Origin of the sequence: Finegoldia sp., assembly GCF_046991905.1 — a bacterium.
In the GTDB taxonomy this organism is placed as follows: Bacteria; Bacillota; Clostridia; order Tissierellales; family Peptoniphilaceae; genus Finegoldia.
In genome coordinates, this window is sequence record NZ_JBKWZF010000031.1 from 1 (window position 1) to 17,940 (window position 17,940).

Annotated in this window: 18 protein-coding genes and 2 pseudogenes; 2 read left to right on the plus strand and 18 right to left on the minus strand. The window is 37.8% G+C overall.

What is annotated here, in order from left to right; all coding sequences use genetic code 11:
• Positions 1-82: 82 nt before the first annotated feature.
• The gene (locus ACLUJM_RS09955; RefSeq protein ID WP_173686991.1) at positions 83-793 is read left to right on the plus strand and encodes a GntR family transcriptional regulator; all 711 of its coding nucleotides are present in this window, start codon (positions 83-85) and stop codon (positions 791-793) included.
• Positions 790-1,527, plus strand: coding sequence for a GntR family transcriptional regulator (locus ACLUJM_RS09960; protein WP_008370857.1), 738 nt, complete (start codon positions 790-792; stop codon positions 1,525-1,527). The genes ACLUJM_RS09955 and ACLUJM_RS09960 overlap by 4 nt, the downstream gene beginning before the upstream one ends.
• 719 nt (positions 1,528-2,246) lie before the next feature.
• Here ACLUJM_RS09960 and clpB read toward each other — a convergent pair.
• From clpB to ACLUJM_RS10050, 18 genes and pseudogenes are all read right to left on the minus strand, one after another.
• Positions 2,247-4,846: pseudogene (clpB, locus tag ACLUJM_RS09965) on the minus strand (ATP-dependent chaperone ClpB).
• Positions 4,847-5,012: 166 nt separating this feature from the next.
• Positions 5,013-6,047: a DnaJ C-terminal domain-containing protein gene (locus ACLUJM_RS09970; RefSeq protein WP_173686990.1), complete on the minus strand. Its 1,035-nt coding sequence runs from the start codon at positions 6,045-6,047 to the stop codon at positions 5,013-5,015.
• Positions 6,048-6,113: 66 nt separating this feature from the next.
• The gene (locus ACLUJM_RS09975) at positions 6,114-6,578 is read right to left on the minus strand and encodes an Hsp20/alpha crystallin family protein (RefSeq protein ID WP_412412756.1); all 465 of its coding nucleotides are present in this window, start codon (positions 6,576-6,578) and stop codon (positions 6,114-6,116) included.
• A 260-nt stretch (positions 6,579-6,838) separates the two neighbouring features.
• On the minus strand, positions 6,839-8,059 hold the full coding sequence (locus tag ACLUJM_RS09980; RefSeq protein WP_055157120.1) for a tyrosine-type recombinase/integrase: 1,221 nt from the start codon (positions 8,057-8,059) through the stop codon (positions 6,839-6,841).
• A 104-nt stretch (positions 8,060-8,163) separates the two neighbouring features.
• Positions 8,164-8,358, minus strand: a complete 195-nt coding sequence (locus tag ACLUJM_RS09985) for a hypothetical protein (RefSeq protein WP_004614488.1) — start codon at positions 8,356-8,358, stop codon at positions 8,164-8,166.
• A gap of 435 nt (positions 8,359-8,793) precedes the next feature.
• On the minus strand, positions 8,794-9,042 hold the full coding sequence (locus tag ACLUJM_RS09990) for a helix-turn-helix domain-containing protein (RefSeq protein ID WP_004613734.1): 249 nt from the start codon (positions 9,040-9,042) through the stop codon (positions 8,794-8,796).
• Between the two features lies 1 nt (position 9,043).
• On the minus strand, positions 9,044-9,463 hold the full coding sequence (locus tag ACLUJM_RS09995; protein WP_044998991.1) for an RNA polymerase sigma factor: 420 nt from the start codon (positions 9,461-9,463) through the stop codon (positions 9,044-9,046).
• Between the two features lie 293 nt (positions 9,464-9,756).
• On the minus strand, positions 9,757-10,761 hold the full coding sequence (locus tag ACLUJM_RS10000) for a sensor histidine kinase (RefSeq protein WP_055267763.1): 1,005 nt from the start codon (positions 10,759-10,761) through the stop codon (positions 9,757-9,759).
• Positions 10,758-11,417 carry a DNA-binding response regulator gene (locus ACLUJM_RS10005; protein ID WP_412412757.1) on the minus strand — a complete coding sequence of 220 codons (660 nt, stop codon included), beginning with the start codon at positions 11,415-11,417 and terminating at the stop codon, positions 10,758-10,760. Before ACLUJM_RS10005 ends, ACLUJM_RS10000 begins: the two co-directional genes overlap by 4 nt.
• Positions 11,418-11,475: 58 nt before the next feature.
• Positions 11,476-13,443 (minus strand): ABC transporter permease, encoded by a 1,968-nt coding sequence (locus tag ACLUJM_RS10010; RefSeq protein ID WP_055056265.1) that lies wholly within the window; start codon positions 13,441-13,443, stop codon positions 11,476-11,478.
• Entirely contained in the window at positions 13,433-14,203 is a 771-nt protein-coding gene (locus tag ACLUJM_RS10015) for an ABC transporter ATP-binding protein (RefSeq protein WP_055056266.1), read from the minus strand. The genes ACLUJM_RS10010 and ACLUJM_RS10015 overlap by 11 nt, the downstream gene beginning before the upstream one ends.
• 166 nt (positions 14,204-14,369) lie before the next feature.
• Positions 14,370-14,600 carry a hypothetical protein gene (locus tag ACLUJM_RS10020; RefSeq protein ID WP_054752748.1) on the minus strand — a complete coding sequence of 77 codons (231 nt, stop codon included), beginning with the start codon at positions 14,598-14,600 and terminating at the stop codon, positions 14,370-14,372.
• Between the two features lie 15 nt (positions 14,601-14,615).
• Positions 14,616-14,945, minus strand: a complete 330-nt coding sequence (locus ACLUJM_RS10025; protein WP_003061243.1) for a DUF3784 domain-containing protein — start codon at positions 14,943-14,945, stop codon at positions 14,616-14,618.
• Between the two features lie 14 nt (positions 14,946-14,959).
• Positions 14,960-15,169 (minus strand): helix-turn-helix transcriptional regulator, encoded by a 210-nt coding sequence (locus tag ACLUJM_RS10030; RefSeq protein WP_005342572.1) that lies wholly within the window; start codon positions 15,167-15,169, stop codon positions 14,960-14,962.
• Between the two features lies 1 nt (position 15,170).
• Entirely contained in the window at positions 15,171-15,485 is a 315-nt protein-coding gene (locus ACLUJM_RS10035) for a DUF6442 family protein (protein WP_055267761.1), read from the minus strand.
• Positions 15,486-15,629: 144 nt separating this feature from the next.
• A complete protein-coding gene (locus ACLUJM_RS10040; RefSeq protein ID WP_412412758.1) occupies positions 15,630-16,541 on the minus strand; it encodes a conjugal transfer protein in 912 nt (303 codons plus the stop codon).
• 16 nt (positions 16,542-16,557) lie between these two features.
• Positions 16,558-17,565, minus strand: a complete 1,008-nt coding sequence (locus ACLUJM_RS10045; RefSeq protein WP_412412759.1) for a lysozyme family protein — start codon at positions 17,563-17,565, stop codon at positions 16,558-16,560.
• Positions 17,562-17,940, minus strand: a pseudogene (locus tag ACLUJM_RS10050) (YtxH domain-containing protein); the annotation flags it as partial. The gene ACLUJM_RS10045 and the pseudogene ACLUJM_RS10050, both read right to left, overlap by 4 nt.

The following is a 17,940-nucleotide window of genomic DNA, read 5'->3' on the forward strand; positions in this document are numbered from 1 at the left end:
TTTGCGGACATTTAAGAAGATATAAAAAGATAGTCAAAAAGACATATATAATTTGAATGAAATTATAATATTAGGAGTTCTTATGAAAAAAAATTTATTAACTTTAGATGTTGCATTATCAAAAGAAATCAAATACATGCTAAAGGAAGAACACTATCTTCCAGGTGACAAACTGCCTTCGGAACGAAAGCTGGCAGAGCTGTTTCATGTACAACGCTTAACTGTTCGTGGAGCCTTGAATCTGTTACTTCAAGATAAAACAATTATCTCAAAACCACGAAGTGGTTATTACGTAGCGCCTAAACGCATTTTACAATCCATTCGTAATTTTTCCTTACATTCAGAGGAAGATAGCGAACAATTAACTTACGAATTATATGATTTCAAAAAAATAGAAGCAGATAACTATCTTGCAAGCGAAATGTTACTTCCTGAAAAATCGAAAATATACAAAATTGTTTGGCTTTATTCAGATGGTACTCAACTAATTTGTATCAATACAACTTATATTCCTGAATATATCTATCCAGATCTCACCCAACAAATTGCTGCTTCTGCTCCTGCAATTGATTTGATTACAAACAATTGTCAAATAACCTTGGCAAAATCGAATCAAAAAGTCACCTTACTTTACGCAGACACAAAGACTGCTCAAATTTTAAATATTCCTGTTGATAGCCCTTTAATGAAATACAAAGGGCTCATGTATGATAAACAAGGACATCTTGCAGTCTTTTTTGAAAATAATATGCTAATTGATCGTTTTGGTTTTATCAGGGAGGTAGTTTTATGAGCAATGATGATGTATTAGCCGCACAAATAAAATCTAGTATCATTACAAAAATTAAAACACAGGAATATCTTCCTGGGGAGTTGCTTCCTAGCGAACGGGATTTTGCAACAATGTATAGTGTAAGTCGGTATTTGATTCATGACATCTTTGACGAATTAATTAGCCAACATTACTTAATTCGCGTTCACGGAAAGGGAACTTTTGTCCGCAAACCCGAACAAAATCGAGTTGCTTTAGGAGTACTAAATGAATCAAAAAATGCCAGCTTTACCTCTTTAGTTCGTAACTTTGGTATTGAAATTTCCAATAAATGCTTAGGCACAGGTATAATCAAAAACAGAAAATACTTTGCAGATAAACTTGGACTTTCTGAAGAAGATGAAATATACGGTATTCATCGAATTCGTCTTGGAAACAAGGAACCTCTTGCAATTGAGTTTACCTATGTTCCTCTTCATTTTTTTTCAGATATCGATAATTACAATTTTGAGCACATATCGCTTTATGATTATATGAAATCCAAAAATCATTTGCCTGTAAAATTTAATGAGACAATGATGATGGTAGAAGCTGGCGAAAAACTTCAAAAGCACCTTCATCTTCCAAGTGCCACCTCTATCGTCAACTATATTGAATTCATAGGATACGATGAAAATGGTAATTTAGTTGAATATACAGAAAGTTATTCACGCCCTGATAAACTTGAAGTGCGCTTTGTCACAAATGATATCTAAATTCACTTTAATTTTACCATTTAGTATGTGTATGCACCATAAACAAAACAAGATAGAATATACACAAAATAATACTTTTGTTAGGGGCGGGGAAAATTGACCACCTAAAGTCGCTTAGAATTAACCATTTTTAGTCGGATAGGCAAGCTTTTCCTTGAGATTTTCTTCACGCTTGTCATCGAATACAGCAGAAGCATTGTTTAGGGTGTCTTAATTTATGAGACCATTATAGTACTCAATATAACAAAAATAAGGACAGCTTTTTAGAACCTCATTAGTTCAAAAAACTGTCCTTATTTTACATCCTATCGTTTTTTATCTTTTATGTTTTCTTTTCTGTATTTGTGCGGTGTCATTCCGTAACGTTTCTTAAATTGCCTGAAAAATATCTTTGATTCTCATACCCGACAATCCAGGGCTATTTCTTCAATCGAAAGCTTTGTATCGCGATTATGTGATTGAAGAAGCCATTTTCTTCTCCGATGCAAGCTCGAGAAGGGACGGCGTCTGCTTCAGTTCACGAATAAACCGATCAGTACAATCAGCACTTTTTTGTGTTTTCAGGCCAGAACCACTTTCAGACTGCCCTCAAAAAACAGTTTGGTATAACTCCAAACGAATACAGGCGCAAGCGGTCATAAACCGTCCTGCGCCTGATGATGTCACCATGATCGGATTCGATGATCTGCCGATTGCAGATTCTTTATATATCACATTTCTTATACTTCTCTTAAGTGCTGCTTGATCCTTGCAGTAAGTTTTCCATCCACATTATCGATCAGGATCGTATCTCCGCTGCCAACATTTCCTTCCAGAATCAGTTTAGCTGCCTCGGTTTCAACATTCTTCTGAAGATATCTCTTCAATGGTCTTGCACCATAGGTCGGATCATATCCACCTTCCACTACAAGCTGTTTGGCTGCTTCGGTAAGCTCGATCCTCAGTTCTTTATCTGCAAGCCGTTTATTGATATCATTGACAAGCAGGCTGATGATAGAGTAGACATTGTCTTTCGTCAGCGGACGGAACATAATCGTCTCATCCAGACGGTTCAGAAATTCCGGTCTGAAATGTGCTCTCAGATCATTCATGACCATCGCCTCTGCCTCTGGTTTGATATCGCCATTTTCATCGATACCATCCAGCAGATAAGAAGATCCGATGTTCGATGTCATAATCAGGATCGTATTCTTGAAATCAACGGTACGTCCCTGCGAGTCCGTGATACGTCCGTCATCCAGTACCTGCAGAAGTACGTTAAATACATCCGGATGTGCTTTTTCTACTTCATCGAAAAGCACTACGGAATACGGTTTTCTGCGAACGGCTTCCGTAAGCTGACCGCCCTCATCATATCCGACATATCCCGGAGGCGCTCCGATCAGACGGGACACGGAATATTTCTCCATGTACTCACTCATATCGATACGCACCATATTGTTCTCATCATCAAACAGATTCTCGGCAAGTGCTTTTGCAAGCTCTGTCTTACCTACACCTGTAGGTCCAAGAAAGAGGAAGGAACCAATCGGCTTAGTCGGATCTTTGATTCCTGCTTTGGAACGGATGATTGCATCGGTTACTTTCGTAACGCCTTCGTCCTGTCCGATGACACGTTTGTGAAGTTCATCTGCAAGGTGCAGTGTCTTGCTTCTCTCGCTTTCGTTTAATTTTGCAACCGGAATACCAGTCCAGCGGGAAATAATCTTGGCAATCTCATCATCGGTAACACTTTCATGAACCAGTGACAGATCTTCATCTTTTACCTTTGCTTCCTCTTCTTCCAGCTGTTTCTGCAACTGTGGAAGACGTCCGTACTGAAGCTCTGCTGCCTTGTTCAGATCATAGCTCCTCTGAGCTGCTTCGATTTCACGGTTCAGCTGTTCAATCTGCTCACGGATCTTCTGTACATGTTCAACAGAATGTTTTTCGTTATCCCACTGTGCTTTCTGCTTTGCGAATTTTTCCCGTTCTTCGGCAAGTTCTTCCTGCAGTTTCTGCAGTCTTTCCTTGCTCAGCCGGTCATCCTCTTTCTTCAAAGCAGCTTCTTCAATCTCCAGCTGCATGATCTTACGGTTCAGTTCATCCAGCTCTGTCGGCATAGAATCCAGCTCTGTCTTAATGGATGCACATGCTTCATCAACCAGGTCGATTGCCTTATCCGGAAGGAAACGGTCTGAAATATAACGGTTACTCAGAGTAACCGCCGCAACCAGTGCGCTGTCTGTGATCTTGACACCATGGAATACTTCATAACGCTCTTTCAATCCACGAAGGATAGAAATGGCATCCTCAACTGAAGGCTCATCCACCATAACCGGCTGGAAACGACGTTCCAGAGCGGCATCCTTTTCAATATACTGGCGATACTCATCCAGAGTTGTCGCACCGATACAATGCAGCTCACCACGGGCAAGCATTGGTTTTAACATATTTCCGGCGTCCATTGCACCGTCTGCTTTCCGGCACCTACAATGGTATGCAGCTCATCGATAAACAGAATGATGTTTCCATCACTGTTCTTGACTTCTTCCAAAACTGCTTTCAGACGCTCTTCAAATTCACCACGATACTTGGCACCTGCAACCAGTGCTCCCATATCCAATGCAAATACTTTTTTATCTTTCAAAGCTTCCGGTACATCACCACGCACGATACGCTGTGCCAGACCTTCTACTGCTGCTGTCTTACCTACACCAGGTTCACCGATCAGAACCGGGTTGTTCTTTGTCTTACGTGACAGGATACGGATCACATTCCGGATCTCTGCATCACGTCCGATGACCGGATCCAGCTTCTGCTCCCTGGCTTTTTCTACCAGATCTTCCCCGTATTTGTTCAAGGTATCATAAGTAGCTTCCGGATTATCACTGGTTACTCGCTGATTACCTCTTACCGAAGAAAGTACTTGAAGGAAGCTTTCCCTTGTGATTCCAAGTTCCTTCATCATACCTTTGATCTCACGGTTCGCATATTTCAGAAGTGCGAGGAACAGATGCTCAACCGATACATATTCATCACCCATCTGCTTTGCCTCATCCTCGCCATGGATCAGCACATTATTCAGATTCTGACCAATATACATCTGACCGCCCTGTACCTTCGGACGCTTCCGTAAAAGCTCTTCCACACGGTTCATCATCGTCTCTTTTGTAATGCCCATCTTCTCAATCAGCTTGAGAATCAGGCTGTCATCTATTGTAAGCAAAGAATACAGAAGATGTTCCTGTTCAATTTCCTGGTTGCCATAATCTGCCGCAATCTTTTCAAGGTTCTGTACTGCTGCCATAGAACTTTGTGTAAATTTATTGATATTCATAACATGAGTCCCTCCTTTGCCTTGCTATCTTTGTTCTACTCGAACTATAGCACTTGTTATTAGCACTGTCAATAGTCGAGTGCTAAATCTATATAAATTTTTACTTCCCTGTCAAATCATCGAACTCATTTTCTGAGTCCCATCTATATGAAACGCCCCGGATCCTTTATCTTCCTCCGGCAGCGGCTTTCTTATATTCCATCAGTTTCTGTCTTGCTTCTGCATTTAAATGTTTCGGAACCTGAATTTGTACCGTTACATACTGATCACCATGGACATTTGCATCCTTCATGGAAACGATTCCTTTTCCTCTTAAACGAATCTTGCTTCCTGACTGGGTTCCTTCTTTGATTTTGCACATCACATCACCATACAGGGTATGCACCCTTGCTTCTCCACCAAACACAGCAGTTGTATAAGGAATGCTGACCGTTGTATAAACATCCATACCTTTTCGTTCATATCCGGCTTTCGGCTGAACAGTTACTTTCAGAAGAAGATCTCCTGCCCCACCTTTTCCGGTTCCCGGCATTCCTTTTCCACGAAGTCTTATACTCTTTCCACTGTCAATTCCTGCCGGAATATGCACCTCAAGTGTCTGCGCCTTTCCGCTCTGATCCTGCAGAGTAATTCTTTTATCACATCCAAATGCTGCCTCATCAAATGTAACAGATACACTGGCATTCAGATCCTGTCCTTTCTGATCAAAGCCTGCTGACCCGTGGTTACCAAATCCTCCGAAGCCACCAAATCCGGATCCATCGTCATAGAAACTGCTTCTGTGAAACCCATGACCTCCGAAACCATCTGTGCTTTTACTGCTGCTTCCATGGAATATATCTTTAAACATATCTCCGAAAATATCATCTGCATTTCCTGTAAAATGATACTCCTGATATCCTCCAGGACCACTTTTGAATCCCTGGAAACCATTTCCAAATCCACTGCCCTGATAGCTGCCTCCTGCAGACTGGTCAAATGCAGCGTGTCCGAACTGATCGTACATCTTCTTCTTTTCCGGATCACTCAGTACCGAATAAGCTTCTGTTACTTCTTTGAATTTCTTTTCTGCATCCGGATTTCCGGCATTGGTATCCGGATGATACTTCTTCGCCAGCTTCCGGTAAGCTTTTTTGATTGTCTTCTCATCTGCATTCTTTGCTACTCCGAGCACCTCGTAGTAATCCCGCTTTGCTGCCATGCTCTGTCACCTCCTGCCTGTAAAACACCCCGGAGATTGCTCTCCGGGGGAAATTTATCTTCTATATTAACCTTCAATTGTGATATATTTCTTCTCTTCTACCGCTGGTTTTGCTTCTTTTTTCGGAACAAAGAGTTTCAGAATACCATGTTTAAATTCTGCTTTGATATCTTCTTCTGTGATATCTTCACCAACATAGTAACTTCTTTGACATGCTCCTGCGTAACGTTCACGGCGGATATACCTGCCGGTTTCTTTCTCCTGTTCATCCTGATCAAGACCTTTCGCTGCACTGACTGTCAGATAACCATCTTTCAATTCTGCAGTAACTTCATCTTTCTTGAACCCTGGAAGATCAATCTCAAGTTCATATCCATCTTTCATTTCCTTGATATCTGTCTTCATCAGATTATTCGCATGATGTCCATAGAGCTTCTTTTCTGCTCTGTTCTCTGCTTTATCTGCATATCCGTAAAACGGAAATCCAAACCAATCATCATCAAATAAATTATTATTAAAAATACTAGGCATTAACATAAGTCCTGTCTCCTTTCAAACACTCATAATACGTTCGGAACACTTTCTGGCGAACCTTTCTTTTCGTTCCCCTTCCTTTGTTCTATCTGTACTATAGCACGCGTTATTAGCACTGTCAAGAGGTGAGTGCTAATTTTTTGAGATTTTTTTTGCAAACCCTTTAAAATCAATGGTTTGCAGTATCTTATTTCTTTTGAAATTGTGATTTTTTCTGTTTTGACACCAATTTGACACCAATTTCTCTTTTTGTGGTGTCAAGCATTTAACACCATACTATCTAGTCTTGCAATCTCATTTTCAATCCTTGTCAGCTCTCCAATATGGTTATACACTTCCATTGTTACATCTATATGAGCGTGTCCCATAATATATTGAAGAACTTTTACATCCATACGGCACTCTGCCATTCTGGTACAAGCTGTGTGACGCATTACATGAGCTGAAAACTTTGGTAACAGCTCTGCTTTCCTATGCTCTTTTTTTGCTCTCTCTACTTCGGTTTTGTTATATGCGTCTACAATGTTGTATAAAACACTATTTACGCCATTCGGCATAAGCGGTCTGCCCGATTTTGCTGTAAAGACAAACCCCGAATACCCGTCCACCTCAATGCTCTTATCCTTTGCAAGCATAAAATTGATTTTCCTTTGTTCCTCAAAGGCTTTTGCAACTTCTTGTGTCATAGGTATAATACGAATACCCGACTCCGTTTTTGGTGTAGAGATATGGAACTTGCAACCGTCGCCTAAATTCTTATAAATGAGCTGGTGGTCTACATTAACCGTTTTTGCCTTGATGTTTATATCTTTCCATGTAAGACCAATAAGCTCCCCACACCTTAACCCCGTACCAATCATTATGGTAAACATAGGATAATATGTGTTATAGACATTGCTCTGTTTTACAAACTCCATAAACTTTTCTTGTTGAGAAACTGTTAAGGCTTCTTTTTCCTCTGCTGTTTTTCCATAATCACTAATGGAACTTTTTGCAGGGTTCTTTCGGATAATATCATCATCAACAGCCATTTCTAATGCAGGATAAAGCAGGTTGTGAATATACTTGATTGTAGAATAAGCATATCCAGCTTTGGAAAGTTTCGCATAATACGCTTTAATATGTGAGGGTAAAAGCTGAACAACTTTAATATTTCCAATCTCGTCTTTTACTCTGTTTTCCCAAGCACGAACATAACTAACTCTTGTAGTATCAGCCAGCTCACGAGTTTCCATATAACGCTCAAATAACGTGTTGAGCGTCATTTTTTTGATTGCTCCGTCTGTCAATATGTTATCTTCCATATCTTTTGCAATCTGCTTCTCTTTTTCTCGAAGCTCTGGTAAATCTTGTGCATAGACTGTCAATCTCTTGCCTGTTCTTACATCTGTATAACGATAACTGTATCTTCCATCATTACGCCAGTTTTCGCCCTCTCTTAATTTTCTTCCTTTTGGGTCTTTTCTACTAATTGCCATGAGAACCATTCCTTTCTGAAAAAGCCTCTTTTCTTGTTCTCACAGCGTGCTTTGTCCTTTCTTATTATACTACACACGCCAGAGAACATAAATAGAAAATCGCTCTATTCTTCCAAATATAACAAGTATTTCTTGACTTTTTCTATGGAATAAAGAACCCTGCGACCTATCACAATTTTTGCTCCTGCCTGCTCGCCAATCTTTCTTGCAGTAGCACGACCACAAGATAACATAGCAGACAGTCCCTCTATATCAACAGCAATCGGCTGTTCCGTTGCTCTTATCTTCGTTTTATTCATATTCCAACACCTTACCTCGCTGGAACATCACATCATTTAACACATCAGTATTTAACATAATGTAACACCCCCTTTACTGTGTGTCTATTTATAAGTTACATAAGCAGACAGACGGCTTTGGAAAGCTCCATTAGTATCTCAACTATTCCCATTCTTGTGGGCAGAACCGCACCATGCGGACGTATCATTATTCTGTGAGGATAGGTCGTGGCAAAACGACTTTTCCAACAGTCGCTCTCGGATCACTGCGTGGGTCGCTCGCTTTCTTTTTGAAAAGGTCGTGGCGTACAGTCCCCGTGGCTCGCTATCTCACAAACGTATCTGTCTGCTTTATTCAGTTGTCAAAGAGCTGTGGCGAAAGCGTGTTGCTTTCATGTAAAAGCAGGGCAGAGCAGGAAAGAGGGGGACATTAAACCATGCTCTGCTAAAAACTGCTTATTCTTCTTCGATTTCTAAGGCAATATCAAACCCTAAAATCATTTTGATAAGTGCTTCTCGGATAAGTCCCTTTAACTCCATATCTACAACAATATAGACATTGCCGTATTCATCATAGAGTGGACGCAAACAGCACTTTGATATGTACGGGTCATAAAATGCCAGTATTTTTTCAATCGCTTTTTCGTCCCCGTCCATTGCTTGCGAAAGCAAATAGTAGGACGGCTTCTTAAATGTTTGCTTCATTTTACTGCTTCTCCTTTAGTATTTTTTTCATAGTTTCCAAAGCATGATGTCGGTTTCTAAATACACCGCTTTGCGTAATCTTTTGTAAGTTGGCAATTTCACTTTCTGTCATTTCCAAGAAGTAATACATTAACAGAGTATTTCTCTTTCTTTCTGGAAGTTTTTTCAAGGCTTCTGCCAGCTCATCATCAAGGACACGAATATCAATGCCACATACTGAAAAGATTGTATAATCTGTTTCGTAGTCATCCCACACAGCAAAATTTTCAACGAAAATTTCTGGAAGTTCACAGAATGGAATTTCTTTATCTTTTCGTCGTTTCAATCCTTGTTGGTAGTCCTTTACAATATGACGGACAACTTTCTTCAAACAACTTTCAAAGCGACATTGAACTGTTTTCTGGAAGTCAGACGGTTTCATCAATCTCACCCCCTTTCCACTATGATTTGAAAAGTGTTTATCCCTCTTTCCGCACCATATAGGGAATGAAAGGTGTGATTTAATGACCTCTTTTGAAAAATTTTTAAATTTTTTTCGGGTATGAAAAAAGCCCGCACAAAACATATAGTCTGTACGAGCCTTTAAAGCTAAAACATATTCAATTTTTAATAGTGTGCTATTAGGTGGAATTTGATTGCAAAGAATTGTACTTAAAGCTTTCCATAATGCAAGCCCCCTTAAAGCACCGTATCAATGTTGGCATGGTTTTCAAATTACTCTGAAAAATTATGAACTGTTCCTTTTGGAAATGTAATGGTCAGTCTTGTATATTCTTTTTCCGTAGAAGCAATATCCAATTTCAAGCCCAACCTATCGCATAATTTTTTCGATAGATACAGTCCCATACCCGTTGCATTTGCCTTGTTTCTATTTGAACCCGTAAAACCTTTTTCAAATACACGGGATAAATCAGACGCTTTTATTCCACAACCATTATCTTCAATCACAAACAATATATTTGTACCATTGTCTTGACTGTATATCGTCAGTTTATTTTCTTGCTTATCAAAATACTTAATCGCATTTTGCACGATTTGAGATAGAATGAATGTCAGCCATTTTTCATCAGTATAAATGACATTTTCTATGTCATGGATATTGATAATTGTTTTTCTTTCCATAAGCGAATGACGGAATTTCAGAATGACATTATGTATCACTTCGTCTAACTGCAACTGTTTTACAAAATAGTCCTTTTCCGTATTTTCGCTTCTTGCATAGTAGAGCATTTGTTCCACTAACTGAAATATTTTGTCTGTTTCTTTTTTTAATGTGTAATTTTTTGTATTGTCAAACGTCAAAGACAATGCTCCTATCGGTATTTTAATTTCATGGACGAAACTTTCCACATATTCTTGATAGTCCTGCTTTTCCTCTGTGATTTTGCCGATTTCATCATTCATAGATTTGCAGGCTTTTTTTAGTGCGTAGCAATAGGCTTTATTTTGAAATTCTTTTGGCTTTGGTAAAACGTCTGCAATATAATAGGTTTCTTCCAGTCCGTCTACTAAATCAATAATATGTTGTGAAACGTTACGTTTCTTCCGATACAAACACCATTGAAAAAGCCCTTGTATGCTGATGAACAGAATTACCAACGATACAACAAACAGCGTATCTACACCGTAGAAAATCAAGAGAAATGCTACTACGGCAAGAAAGAAAAGCTGAAACAATATCTCTGTTATTTTTTCTTCTAAGAATGTAAAAAAACTCACAGTTTCCAACCCTTTCCTCGTATATTTTCCAATAAATGAATAATACCGATTTCTTTCATTTTCTTTTTTAGACGGGTCATATTAACCAATAATACATTTTCGTCTATATAATATTTGTCATTCCACAGCTTTTCCAATAGTTCTTCTTTGCTAATAACTTTATCTTCGTTCATAAAGAAGTAGTACAAAATACGAAATTCATTTCTTGTCAGTTCAATGCTTTGCTCTTGATACTTCAAAATGGATAAATGTAAATCAAGGGTACAATCTTTTTTGACAAGCTCACGGAAATTATTCGGGTTTGACAACTGCAATGCACGCTTGATCTTCTCAAGAAGAATAAGCGTGTCATACGGCTTTGTTATGAAGTCAATCCCACCCACTTGAATACTTTTCAATTCGTCAGCATTTGTATCTCTGCTTGTTACAAAGATAATCGGTACTGGCATGACTTGTTTTATTTTCCTGCATACTTCATAGCCATTCTCATACGGCAGGTTAATATCAAGCAGAACCAGTTCTATGGAATATTGCTTTAATTCATCTGTCAGGTTTCCAAAGTCAGTCAATAAAACTGTTTCATATCCTTGTGTGTTCAATAATTTAGAAAGCTCCAAACGAGTGATTTCATCATCTTCGATAATTGCTATTCTCATTTCAACACCCCCTTGATTTATCATTATAATAATTTCACAGTAGGAGAGCTAGAAAAGTCTAACTCTCCTCGTTGATATTTCGTTTAAAACCAATATACGTTGCAATCCAGTAAATACTATAAATTAGGAAGAAGATAATTAAATTCAAGCCAAAGTAGATTAGATAAAGGTGTTTATCTCCCAAAATTTGTTGATACACATTATTCAATGACGACATCATCACAAAAGAACATAATATTGCTGATATTGCAGGGACACAAAATAATATCAATAATTGTTTTCTGATTGTCTTAAATAGCGACTTATCATTTATTCCTAATCTTCGCAAGGTCAAGTAGCGATATTTGTATTTAGTAGAGTCGCTCAATGATTGAACTGCCAAAATTGTCCCTACTGCGGAAATCAAGATAAATGCAATGTACATAAACAGACTGGCTACTATTGCAACCATTGCTTTTTGTTGTTCTATTTCTGCACCTCTTACATTTACTCTATACGATTCGTCATTTATTTCTCCATTTTTATCAACCTTTACTAATTGATGTTGCATATCTTCTTTTATCTTGTTTTCTAATTCTGCATCTGTTTCTTCTTTTGTATCTATAATCAAATGATTTTCTGATACTTCAAGTCCTTGAACATATTTATCTGGAAGTACAACAACAAATCTGCCAGTATTAGTTATAGAGTTCCAATAAGACTTAGTGTCATATCCTTTTAATTTCAAATTTTTATTTGCTACTGTTATAGTTTCAATGTCTTTGTTATCTTCAACCTCATATGCAAACTTGCTATTTGTAACTATATAGTATTCGTTATCATTTAAAGAAAGCAACGGCATCTTTCTTAATTCTAGTAACCTATTATAATCACTTAACTTCAAGACTGGGTCAAAATCATAATATTCTGATTGGAAGAAATTTTGTACCTGATGATTCGGCTCTTTATAAATGTCGTACTCAATGGTATTATCAATCGTATATTCTTCTTCAATTACTCGAATATATTCATCAAATACCTGCTTATCATCAAAGAGTTGTACATCATATGGTGCATTTAAATTCACGCTGATATCATACGAAGCTTTGTTGATACTAGAATAATTCAGAGCCAGCAGTGAAGTTAAAATCAACATAGACAATGTACCAAATGTGAAGCTCATTGTTCTTGCTTTAGAAGCAAATGTTCTTGCTACAAACAGATTGTCATTTTGATATTTCATTTTTTTATTCTTTAACAAAACAGTCAAGAACATATCTGCACAAGTTGTAGATATACCATAAATGCTGATAATCAACATGATTACGCTCACCATCAAATAGGTAAGTGTTTCTTGCTTATTAAAATTATCCATAGTACAACGTGAATTCCAGAGAAAAAGAGAAATCGCACCAAGAATAATACTTAAAACAAAAATGACATTTCTTTTTTTACTGTCACGGAACATTTTCTTTTCATTTTGTTTATCAAAGTAAAGAAAATCACGTATCGTCATTTTACTTATTCTTCTTAATAGATTAAGTAAAACCAAAACATAAATAGTTAAAAAACAAATTATCAATAGTCCAATAGAAACAAAATTCAAAGAAATAAAGAGAGTTTTTGGAATACCCAGTAAGTTTACAATTACTAACGACACAAACTGGCTGAATAAAAAGCCAATAGGAATAGCTAATACAAATGCTAAAATTCCCAACAGTATATTTTCAATTATAACTAAGTGGGCAATTTCTTTTTTCTTAATGCCAAGAAGCATATATGTTCCTAATTCTTTACTTCTTTTTTCAAACATAAATTTCGTTGTATAGTTGATCAAAAAGCATATCACAAAAATAATAAGGATATTTACAGCGAACAATGAATTCTTAAATGCATCCATACTGGAACATAACTTTACAATTTCATCAGAGCTTGCCACCAAATTAAAAGCAAATATAAGAGAAACGGATGCAGTAACGGTTATCAGATAAATCAAATAATCTTTAATATTTCTTTTTGTATTTCTATACGCTAACTTACCTAACATTTCCCACTTCACCTCCAAGCAAGGTTAATATATCCAGTATTTCATTGAAGAAATCTTTTCTGCTTTTTTCCCCTCTGAAAATTTCATTGAATATTTTACCGTCTTTCAAGAACAAAATACGTTCACAGAAAGACGCACTAAACGGGTCATGTGTTACCATTAAAATAGTAGCCTGCATTTTCTTGTTGATTTCAGACATTGTTTCCAGTAATAATCTGGAAGCTTTTGAGTCCAAAGCTCCCGTCGGTTCATCAGCTAATATCAGTTTCGGTTCATTGATTAAGGCTCTTGCACAAGCACAACGCTGTTTTTGTCCGCCAGAAACTTCATAAGGAAATTTCGATAAAATATCACGAATACCCAATTTATCAGCGATAGCATGAACTCGTTTGTCAATATCAGCAGGGTTCTGTTTGTTGATTACCAATGACAAAGAAATGTTTTCTTCAATCGTTAAAGTATCTAAAAGGTTGAAATCTTGAAAAATGAACCCTAGATTTTCACGTCTGAAATCAGCAAAATCTTTATCCTTGATTTTTGTAATATCTTGATTATTGACTGTAATGTGTCCACTGGTTACAGTATCAATCGTAGAGATACAGTTTAATAGGGTAGTCTTTCCAGAACCACTAGCTCCCATGATTGCGACAAATTCGCCCTTGTCTACATACATAGAAATACCGTCTACTGCCTTTGTGATATTTCCAGAATTACCCCCATAGTATTTTTTTACTTGCTCTAAATTTAAAATGTGTTCCATTAAAAATCGCTCCTTTCTTCCTGCCACATTTATTTGTTTTGGAATACAATTAAATTATAGCAAGGGCAGTATTCAATTACACTTACAGTTTTGAAAGTAAACAGAGAGTAAAAGAGCCGTGATAATGCAGATCACAATTCTGTGAAGCATTTCCACGACCCTTTTATTATAATTTTACCTTTGTCTTTTTCGTAATGGTATAAATGTATTCCTCTGGTGTAGGGCGTTTATTTCCAAAATACTTTTTGAAATTTGCCTGCACTTCTGGGTCGGTGCTGTTAATAGCTTCATCAATCGTAGCTTCTATATCCGCCCGAACATCAGCCAATGATACACCGCCAGCCTTTGCACCAGCTTTCAATGCCTTTTTTATATCTCTTTTGTTCAGTCCTATCATATTCATACCTCAATTCTACTTTTTAAAGCTAATAAGTTTTCCGTTGTATTTTACAATGATGAATATGATATAAAACACTCCTACAACAATCAAAATAAGACCTATGTAATAGCCTAATTCAGAATGAGAGATTAAATTGATAATCGGCATAACAAGAATACCAATACTAACCAGTAAAGTGCCTATTCCTATTTTTTTTGTAAACACCTTTTTATCTTTAGGGTCAAGTTGTGTATAATGATAACCATGTAATAAAGTAATATTCTCTTTTATTCCTATTTGATAAGATGTAAAAAGTAAAAACAATCCTATAACTATTTCAACAATCAATTCCTCTAATTCCATAATCGTTCTCTCCTTTAATCAAAATAAAATAATTCTTCAAATTTTTTATCTAAAGCTATACAAAGCACTAATGCCAATTTTGCTGTTGGATTAAATTGTCCAGTTTCAATAGAACTAATTGTATTCCGAGAAACCCCGACTAGTTCAGCTAATTCTGTTTGTGATAATTTTTTTTCTTTTCGTACAGTTTTTAATCTGTTTCGCAAAATTAAATGTTCGTCCATTCTATAAACCTATCATTAAAAATTTATAAAAGTAATACCCCATAAATAGAAGAAAGAATAAAGCAATAACAAATTTGGATTTATTTTTTGAAATATGTGCTTCATAACCCATAGAGCCAAATGCCACAGACCCAATAATTGTCATTATGTCATAGTAAGGTTCTTTACAAACTGCTTTAATGAAAAGAATTAAAATGCAGATAAATAAAACAAACATTAAGCCAAAAGATTTCCCTTGAAGTTTAATATGTTTTTCGTATTCATCAAGATATAGATTCTCTTTTTTGTTTTGTGATAGTATTTTTTCTTTATCCATTATATAACGCTCCTTTCAAATAATACCAAGTACACTTGTCATTTATATTATAGCATTCGGTCATTACAAGTCAATATTTTTGCACAGTTTTCTTGTCGTTTTGTAAAAGCGTGCAAATCTGATAGGAAATGCACGCTATATCATTTATCCTACAATCTTCCAGTTACTATCCTTATGTAGCACAAGCTCATACTGCGATACCTGCGTCGCTTTTGTCTGATTATCAATGAATTTTACCGCAACCTTGACTTTCACATTGTCGCCGTCCTTTATAAAGATAGGGTTTACCAGTTCAGAATAAATGTAGTCCCTGCCGATAGGTTCAATCACATTTCCCAATACATAGTAAGCAAGCTCTTTTTCCGTCGCTGTTGGGTACAGCTTAAAGAATGTTTCCAGAAATGCGGTAGCGTCGTTTACAGTATCAGCGTCTACACTTGCGTCTGCTTCTGGTGTCTTAGGCTCATAGTCTGATTTTTCGATTGCTGGTGCAAGGGTAGGGTTCTGAACGATTACCATATCCCCGTCAGCGTCTATATGGACTTTTACGGTATAGGTTGCTTTCACATTGCTTGTCTTTTCTCCCTCTTTTATCTGCTGATCTACTTCGTAGGTAGCAGAAAAAGTGTTCGTTCCCGATTGTTCGATACTCCATACAATCACATTTGTAGCTGTGGAGCTGGTCGGTATATCCGTTCTGATTGTATCAACATTCAAGTCCTGCAATTCCTTTGTCAGATAACCGCTGATTGCCTGCGTCCTTGCTTCGATAGCTTCTTTGCTGTTATTCCATGTGTAGTAGGACTTCGCAAAATTCTTCACGAAATTTTCTATCCCGTTGGTGTCCTGCAAGCGAAGTTCAATGATTTCTTTTTCATGGGTCGTGTGCTGGTCGATAGCAGTAAAATTCTTATACACCCCAAAGCTCACGCTTGCGATAAGCACCACCCACAACGCAATCACGGTTTTCTTATGTGTGCCTACCTTAACAGTACGCACCTTTTTTTCTTTTGGTTCTTTGATAGTTTCTGTCTGTTTCTTATTCTTCTTAAACATATTTTTCAAGTCCTTTCTATTGTTTTACTCGTCCTGCACCGATTAAGTGCTGTTGCCAGTAACTACTACTTAGGTCTGCATATCCTATCGGGTTGCCTGCATGGTACATCTGTGTCGGCGAAACGAGAATACCAACGTGGGTTACATACGAACCAGCATTATAGGTGGAATGGAAAAATACCAAGTCCCCAGCCTTTGCCTGCGAGAGTGGAAGATGTTGGGTTGCGTCATACTGTGCTTGTGCCGTTCTCGGTAAGGAGATACCAGCTTTTCCATAACACCATTGCGTCAATCCCGAACAGTCAAAAGAAGTGTTGGGATTGCTACCGCCATACACATACTTCCAGCCTTGATATTTCAACGCTTCATTCATTACCTTTTGTGCCAGCTCTCCCGATACCTGCGGAACAGTTAAATACTGATTGACTAATTCCACATAGAACATATTTCCATAGCCATACCGCCAGCCCCCGTTCTTCGCAACGGCTATCGGGTTGGTGTAGGTTACTTTTTTACCGCCCGACTTCTCACGGGCAAAATTTTCTGCAAGATTAAAGGTATGCTTTTTCCCGTTTCCAGCCACATATCCCACATAGCCACCGCCGTAATTATAGGACTGTATCGCTACATTCAAATCGTCGATACCTTGATTTTTGCAGGAAGAAAGCAGGGACGCAAAATATTTACACCCCTGCTTGATTGAGCTTTCCGTATCTAAAGAGTTGGGCGGTAAGCCAAGACTTTCCGAACTCTGCATAACATCTTCTGCCGTACCGCCACTTTCTACTTGAATGATAGCCAATAGCACATTGACATACTCGGAAATGCCGTATTCTCTGGCGTATTTTTCTACCATAGGCTGATGTTTCAAGACTTCTGCGGACAAATTCATACCCGTAATGCCAGAAGAAAAGTTGCTGTTCTCGTCGTCGCTGTCCGCACTAATCAACACACCAAAGAAAAGCACCATAGAAAAGAGGATAGGAAACAGACTGCCAATGATAGCGATATGTTTCAGTTTCATTTTTTCTTCTGTCCTTTCTTCATCACAAGGTTACGAGTTTTCTCTGTTGTCTGCTGGTTCTTTTGGACGGTTTGCGTCTGCTGAACCTTTGTCCTACGGTCTTTTGTGTAATTCTGGCGTGTTTCCTGCGATACCACTTTTTCTACATTCTGCCTATGTACTGGCTGTGCAGACTGGGTCGCTTTCCTATCAGAAGCACCAGAAGATAATGGACGCTCTTTGATAACATTTGTCTTGACTGGCTCGCTTGCTTTTGAAGTGGTCGCTGTGGCAGGACGTTTGACTTCCTGCGTTTTTTCAACACTCGGCTTTGGAATGGTTGAAGCTGTGGCTGGTCGCTCATGGGGACGGGTAGCTCCCGTTGTCGCTGATCCG